Below are 6,584 nucleotides of genomic sequence, written 5' to 3' on the forward strand. Positions count from 1 at the left end.
TTCAGGCGCTCAAGCGTCTGTATTTAGTGGTTGCCGTGGCGCTGCTATGGTCCACCTGCCAGGGGCTAGCCGTTCAGGTTGCTGGCTTGCGTCGTCAGGTAGACCCGCACTGGCGTCGGGGTCTGAGCTATCTGAAAATCGGTTTAGCCTGGTTGCGTGGAGTGGTGGCTAAGGGACGCCAACTACTGGCACCCCTGCCACTGTCAGCAGTTGACCCCGAGCCCTGTTTTGCTTCCAAGAAGGCTCGGGCTAAACATGACAACCGAATCTGGTTTTCCCGCATTCGCTCCCTTCGCTGTCATGCCTGACTGACCGAGGTTTTCAGAGATGTGTCAGTCAGCCAGCGCCAGAACTCTCTCCGGGGCTGGTTTTCATGGGATTCTTTAGATTCCCGAGCTCGCAGTGATCGCAGTGGCTGCTGTTGGAAGGATCCAAGAAACTCCAAAGCCCCGCCAATAGTAGCTTCTGGAAGTGCTGCCCGGATGGAGCTGGAGCCCTCACGATGCGGTTGTCTCAGAAGCTTTGTCAGTCAACCAGCTCCCGCCCTTCGAAGATGACTGACCTGTTGTTTCAACCCACCAATAGCATTGGCGTCTGATAGCTAGTGAATCCACTGAACTTGAGGCGGATATGCAGAAAGAATATCAAGACAGTCATTGAGCGTATATATGGCATAGTGATTCACAACTTTGTTTTCATAAATGCCTTGGCTGGTAAGCTCGAACCATGCCAAATAATCTGAATCTTCAATGATAAAAAAATCCACATCTTCCAAGATCTTCCTCACCATCTGAACGGTTGTAAAACAGAAGGTCTCCTTCATCTCTATTTTTGTAAACCAAAGCAGCATCAAATATTATCCCCAAAACATCCCCCTCTTCATCGGAACCTTTTAGCCGCAGTACTGAATTTCCATGTATTTGATGAAGATCTTCCAAATACATCACATTAGGCATGCTTTCGAGAGGTGCCCATCTTTTGAAAAGATTTTTGCTCATTGATTTAAATCACATGCATCTTTTATTCTAAAGTGTATTGATGGTTATACTTAGTCGTGTGTCTCGTCAAGAAAATTTCGCAACTTTGCTAGAGCCCTTTTTTTCTGACCTTGCTGTGTAACAAGTTCATCTAATATCGTAACAAATTCTTGAACAGCACGCCGAAGATCGCTCATGAATTTTTCTTTGTCTGAAACAACTGCTTTCCATATGCCATAGTTAACGACTAGCTTTTCAAGCGTGAAATCAAAAACGATTACATCTGGCTCAATTAAAGGATCTATTACTATTACTTCACCTGATTTGATGTGTTTTGCCCCTTCTGCTAGAGCTTCAAAGAAAGCATCAAGATAAGTATTGCTTTCTTCAATATTTCCTTCATCACCAAGGATGACTATCTTGCCCAAGGGGTCATAAGCGTCAAAGCCATCTTCAGTGTCCAATACCCACGTTATATAACTCATGACAACTACTTCTTGCTGCAAAAATACAATTGATCCAGACACATTCGTTAGCTGTATTGACAACCAATCACTCTCTGAATAAAAGGGTTCAGGAATTTTCAAGAAGTCTTTGCGCTTCATTTAAGACCATTAAAAAGTCCTTCATTAAGAATTTGGGTATGAAATTCGGCTCAATAAAGTCCGAAAAAAACTCGATTTCGATAAATTGCAAGCCTTTGTCTTTATTTAGCTGGGCTATTTGCTCTCCATTAAATTGAATTTCGACCGTGATTTCATCGTAATTAGAATCACTAAATCTAAAGATCTCAAATCCTGATTCCATATTGATTGCCATTGTCAAATCTCCTAGTCGACAAATCCACCGAATGCACCATCACTATTAAATCGTACACCGCGTCTATCTGGCAATCGAACTTCAATACCACCTTTACCAAGTTTTTTGAAAACTGCATCAGGACTGTTTAAGATTTCAGTAAGTTGCTGTTCTGCCACGTTATTTTTGTTTTGATTGTTACCAGATAAAGCTGGAAAAGGGGAATTGCCCCGCTGCTTGTTAGCAAGTTTGTCAAGAGCTCGTCCTGCTTTTGTAAGACCGCCTTTACCAGTGGGCTGATTTGCAGCATCAATAAGATCGTCAAAATTTAAATCGGAACCAGTAAAGTGAGGTGCTGCGGGGGCGACCGCCGGATTTGGCAGCAGGGAGCAACGGCTCGATGAGCGCGAACTGGTCGGGAGAGAGATTGCTGGTGTAGTCTTGGGCATAGCTCACACGGTGCTGTCGTTTCAGTATCAACAGCGTGGACCGTGTGAGTTTTCTAACATCGGATGAGGACTTTTCAAATGGCCTCTTAGTGACAGCCTAAAGAGTCAAACTAAAATGCGCCTGCTGAACCATTTAAGATACAGCATTTCTCAACCTCGTAAGGTACACTCTTACTTCTCAAACTCTTGCCATTCAATCGATCTCAAAAAATATGCGTACCTCACTAGCCTGGTAAAGGCTGTAGAAATATTATTTGAAGCTGAGAGTAGAATTTAGGATATCTCGAGATCGTTTGCAAATTGAACGAGTTCATCTTCGGAAAACTCAAATTCTGGACCTTCATCCATTACTGCAACTATCTGGATAAGTCGATCTAGCTCTGGTGAAATCTCACGATGTCGATCAATGCTTAGCATATACGCCCATTGTGAAATCCTCGAAACGTCAAAACCATTTCTGATTTCTTGTTTTAACTCTCTGGCAAATTTTTCTTTGGAATATCTCATCGTCTTAACTCAGTACCAGTAGGTGGGAAATGATTCGAATTGACAGGCAAGCCATTTTCGGATTTTGGGTGGACTCTATTAACATTGCCTGATTGATCATAGCTTTCATACCAAGTTCTAACTCTTCCTGTGCTTGGGTCGTATTCTGTTACCAAAGATGAACCTCTAGTTGGCCCAGGGTTCCTTGCAGGAGTTTCCGGGCCATAGTAGCGAACACGTCCATCGGGAAGCTCTCGAACTCGAGTGGCAGTTTCCTGTGCACGTTCAAGAGTTCGATAGTTTCTATTTAACGCATCAGCTGCATTAGAGTTGCTCGATGGAATCTGACGTCCATCAGCAAGGGATTGCTTACCTCGCCTCAAGTCATTTACCAAATTATCTGGTGAGCTACTAGTCGGGGTATTCGGTGCATCAGGAGCGGCTGGATTGCTTCCCCCACCTCTGGGGTTACTTGGGCTACCCGAAGTACGAACGTAGGTTTCAGTTTTAGCGGCATCTCGGAGTAATTGGTCGGCATCGCTTAGAGATGGTCCTCCCGCCGGTGCTGCTCTCAACCCATCTGCAGCCTGGTTCACGGCTCTCATATTGGCGATGGAGTCCCCGATATTACTTGCCCCTCTTCGCAATGCTCCCGGCGTTGGCACGAACGGCAGTAACGCTAGCAGGTTCCATACGTCCCACCATTCTTGCTTGCCATCAGTCAGTCCCTGGATTGCTTGAGTCGTGTCGAATGCTTCGATGATGGCCGCCGCAAATACTACCGGTCCGACCTTGGCTGCAACGGCAGCGTTAGCTTTCAACCCAATCAGCAAGAACGTGCTCATGCCCGCGACTAAACCCATCGAGTACATGAAAGTGTCTTCGGGCACCACCTCTTCCTTCCCGGGGAAACTGCTCTGTATCGCGGGATAAAGACCTCCCGTAGCTCCGTTGGCGAAACCTGCAAACCAGTCCCCAGCAAGTCCTACGATGTCCTCAAAGCTCCGAGCCTCACCGCGCAGAAATTTGGAGCCGACGTAAGCAGCGCTGAGACCGACACTCTGCAAGATTCCGATTATGGCAACAGAAGCAGCAACCTGTCCGATTGAGAAGTAACCAGTTGGGTCGGTGTTGTTGATAGGGTTAGCGTGGGCGTACTGGTAGTCGTGCTGGCTGAAGGGATCGCTGAGGAAGCCATCGAACGGGTCTTTGCTAATGAAACGTCCCAACTCTGGGTCGTAGTACCGGGCTCGGAGGTAGTCCAGTCCGGTTTCGCCGTCGCGGCGCTCCCCGGCAAATTGGTTCGGGTTGTCCGAGGTGCCTTCGTGCGCGAGCAAGACTCCGTAAGCGTCGTAGGTGTAGCGGTCCGTTACCCCGCCCAGCTCGTCGGTCAACAGTCGGGTAGAACCCAAACCATCGGCGTGATAGTAGACTTCGCTGCCGTCGGCGAGGACGCTGCGGATGCGTTCGAGTCCGTAAGTGTAGTCGGCAAGGATTTCGCCGCTGTCGCTGTATTCCAGCAGCACTTGCGACAATCCGCCCGCGTTGAGGAAGTTGGTGCGCTGACCATTGATGACACTCGCGACGCGCGTGCCGCCGGCATCGTAGACGTACTCGATGATGTCGGCACCGTTGGTGACCCCAACCAGGCGGTTCTCGCCCATGTTGACCCAATCGTAGGTGACGGTCTCGGTGCCGTCGCTGCGCTGGGTCATCGAGCCGTTGGCGTCGTACTGGAAGCTAGTGGATTGCCCGTCCTGCGTCACTTGAGTCAGGCGATTGTTGGCATCGTATTGATACTCCGTTAGCCCGGTCAGGGAGTCGGTGCGAGTTAGGCGGTTACCCACGAGGTCGTAGGTGTAGTCGGTGACGCGATCGCCTGAAATTGCGTCGGTAATGTTCTCCTGCGTCAAGCGATAGAGCCCGTCGTAAGCATAATTGACGATGCGTCCGGAGGCTTCTTCGACGCGAATGCGGTTGCCGACTTTGTCCAGCGTGTAGCTGTAGCTCGACAGGATATCGCCGTTGCCGTTGGTGGTTGCGAGGGTGGTGAGGCGATCGCGCACATCGTAGGCTCTCGTCTCCACCGTCCCGTTACCCAACGTGGTGCGCGTCAGGTTCCCGACCGGATCGTAGTCGTAGTCCGCAAGCAGCTCCCCGGCTTGGATAACCGTATCCAGTCGGTTCAGGCGATCGTAGATTTACTCGGTTCGGCTCGCGCTTGTTGCGATCGCCGTCAAATTATCAACCAGATCGTATTCGTAAGCGACGAACTGTTCGTTTTGATAGTCGATTCTTGCCAGGCAGTCCTACTTGTCATAGTCGTAACTGGTATTGCCACGCCCATCGGCGTTAGGGAGAGTCGATGGGGGCAACAAGAGGGTCGGTTTCGCTCAGCACTTTCTTAACAGCATCTACAATAATTTCGGGCTGGTCTACCCATACAAAATGACTACTGCTGCTAGCCTCAACTTGAAAAAACTTGGCTGACAAGGTACACAATTTTATATGCATGTTTTCCCGTAAGCGATTGGCACTTTTCAGTGGAATAACAAGAGTCCAAATAGAAGGCTTAAAGAATGAGCTTGCTTTTATGCTCACAATCGGAGTTTCACTAAAATACGCTGCCGCTCGGGCCTGACGTGCGCTTCTATCTAGATTCATCATCTCTCTGGTCATTGTAATCCAGTGCTTAGGGCGACAAAAAGAGCGCTTCACTGAATCAAGAGAATCTTTGGAAACATGACGTAATTCGGGCTTCAACAACTCAAATATGTTGAGGATCCTAAGAAGTCTAACTATACCAAGAAAAGAGCCTAAGGTAGACATTAAAAAGCCCAGAGTAAATATAATTCTCAGCACTTTTAAGGAGGCAGTCATTTCAAGCATCTCTGTTTCATACAGTGCGTCTGTAAGCACAATCCCCGCAACCTTTTCAGGAAAGCGATGAGCATACAGCCGAACGTTATAGCTACCAAATGAATTGCCAACAAGTATATAGGGCGGCTCGACTGCTGCTTTGCTTAGGAGAACATTTAATTCCTTGACAATTTGGTCGCTACTTCGAGGAGATGGGGCACGATCGCTCCATCCATAACCAGCACGATCGTAAATGCATACCCGTGCCAATTTTGACAATTCCTGAATAAGGAAGTAACCCTCTACTCCTCCCAGGCTATGATCTAGAACAATCGTTGGGCTAGCTTCTCCTACTGTATAGATGTGGAGCCGATGCGAGCCTACACTAATTAGTTTGCCGGGAGGAGGCGAACGATCTTCTAACCAGCTAGCAATTGATTGATAGATTGTCGTAGCTGTTAACAAGAGAACCTGAATCCAGATAGGCACTATTACTATTTTTCCTTATTCTACATTATGAAGGAATTTTACTATAGAGAAGCCAAATGCCCATAAGTGGAGCCGCAGCAGGTTGAAGAGAACTTGCCAAATCGGTGCCCACCTTCGTCTCCAACGACCTGCAAGGATTCGCGGTGACTCAAGAGCAAGAATCATAAACCTTCACCTCCATACAAGCCAGTCTTTGAAACAACTCTTCAATTGAGCCAATAACCGAAGTGAGCCGGTGGCAACCTCACGTCTCAGTTCACATGCACAGAAGCATGTTGGGCGATCGCATCATCCATTTTTTCGGAAACGTTCATTCGTTGGGTCCAAGCTGCTTGCAGCTTCAGAATCGAGCGATCGAGATTGCTGGGAGCGTTTGGGATAAGGCTTTGATGGTGCGGGCAAGGCGTCGGTTATGTGCGCAGTGCTGTCAAAGACATGCCAGCTTTGGAGCTTGCTGCCGGAGGAGCTGGACTACTACTAGAGCAAGCGGGGCGAAAGCAGGGGCCCACGAAGGGAGCAGTTGATG

The 6,584-nt window shown here is 48.3% G+C and carries 8 protein-coding genes; 1 reads left to right on the top strand and 7 read right to left on the bottom strand.

The window, feature by feature from the left end; translation table 11 throughout:
- Window positions 1-308: hypothetical protein (locus KR51_RS20395; protein ID WP_022609347.1), on the top strand; the 308-nt coding region annotated here is incomplete at its 5' end.
- Between the two features lie 438 nt (window positions 309-746).
- Here KR51_RS20395 and KR51_RS20010 read toward each other — a convergent pair.
- The 7 genes from KR51_RS20010 to KR51_RS16795 form a co-directional block, all read right to left on the bottom strand.
- The gene (locus tag KR51_RS20010; RefSeq protein WP_156915172.1) at window positions 747-998 is read right to left on the bottom strand and encodes a hypothetical protein; all 252 of its coding nucleotides are present in this window, start codon (window positions 996-998) and stop codon (window positions 747-749) included.
- Between the two features lie 50 nt (window positions 999-1,048).
- Complete coding sequence (locus KR51_RS16775; protein ID WP_022609349.1) at window positions 1,049-1,582, bottom strand: hypothetical protein; 534 nt, start codon at window positions 1,580-1,582, stop codon at window positions 1,049-1,051.
- A complete protein-coding gene (locus tag KR51_RS16780; protein ID WP_022609350.1) occupies window positions 1,551-1,796 on the bottom strand; it encodes a hypothetical protein in 246 nt (81 codons plus the stop codon). Before KR51_RS16780 ends, KR51_RS16775 begins: the two co-directional genes overlap by 32 nt.
- Before the next feature lie 11 nt (window positions 1,797-1,807).
- Entirely contained in the window at window positions 1,808-2,224 is a 417-nt protein-coding gene (locus tag KR51_RS20015; protein WP_156915174.1) for a hypothetical protein, read from the bottom strand.
- A gap of 273 nt (window positions 2,225-2,497) precedes the next feature.
- Window positions 2,498-2,731: a hypothetical protein gene (locus tag KR51_RS16785; protein WP_022609351.1), complete on the bottom strand. Its 234-nt coding sequence runs from the start codon at window positions 2,729-2,731 to the stop codon at window positions 2,498-2,500.
- Entirely contained in the window at window positions 2,728-4,797 is a 2,070-nt protein-coding gene (locus tag KR51_RS16790) for an RHS repeat domain-containing protein (RefSeq protein WP_156915175.1), read from the bottom strand. The genes KR51_RS16785 and KR51_RS16790 overlap by 4 nt, the downstream gene beginning before the upstream one ends.
- Window positions 4,798-5,062: 265 nt before the next feature.
- Entirely contained in the window at window positions 5,063-6,058 is a 996-nt protein-coding gene (locus KR51_RS16795) for an alpha/beta fold hydrolase (protein WP_022609352.1), read from the bottom strand.
- Window positions 6,059-6,584: the final 526 nt, after the last annotated feature.

Origin of the sequence: Rubidibacter lacunae KORDI 51-2, assembly GCF_000473895.1 — a bacterium.
GTDB classification, from domain to species: Bacteria; Cyanobacteriota; Cyanobacteriia; order Cyanobacteriales; family Rubidibacteraceae; genus Rubidibacter; species Rubidibacter lacunae.

Coding starts and splice junctions, on each gene's coding strand:
- KR51_RS16780 (WP_022609350.1), bottom strand. CDS start 1,796: ATGGCAATCAATATGGAATCAGGATTTGAGATCTTTAGATTTAGTGAT.
- KR51_RS16785 (WP_022609351.1), bottom strand. CDS start 2,731: ATGAGATATTCCAAAGAAAAATTTGCCAGAGAGTTAAAACAAGAAATC.
- KR51_RS20010 (WP_156915172.1), bottom strand. CDS start 998: ATGAGCAAAAATCTTTTCAAAAGATGGGCACCTCTCGAAAGCATGCCT.
- KR51_RS20015 (WP_156915174.1), bottom strand. CDS start 2,224: ATGCCCAAGACTACACCAGCAATCTCTCTCCCGACCAGTTCGCGCTCA.
- KR51_RS16775 (WP_022609349.1), bottom strand. CDS start 1,582: ATGAAGCGCAAAGACTTCTTGAAAATTCCTGAACCCTTTTATTCAGAG.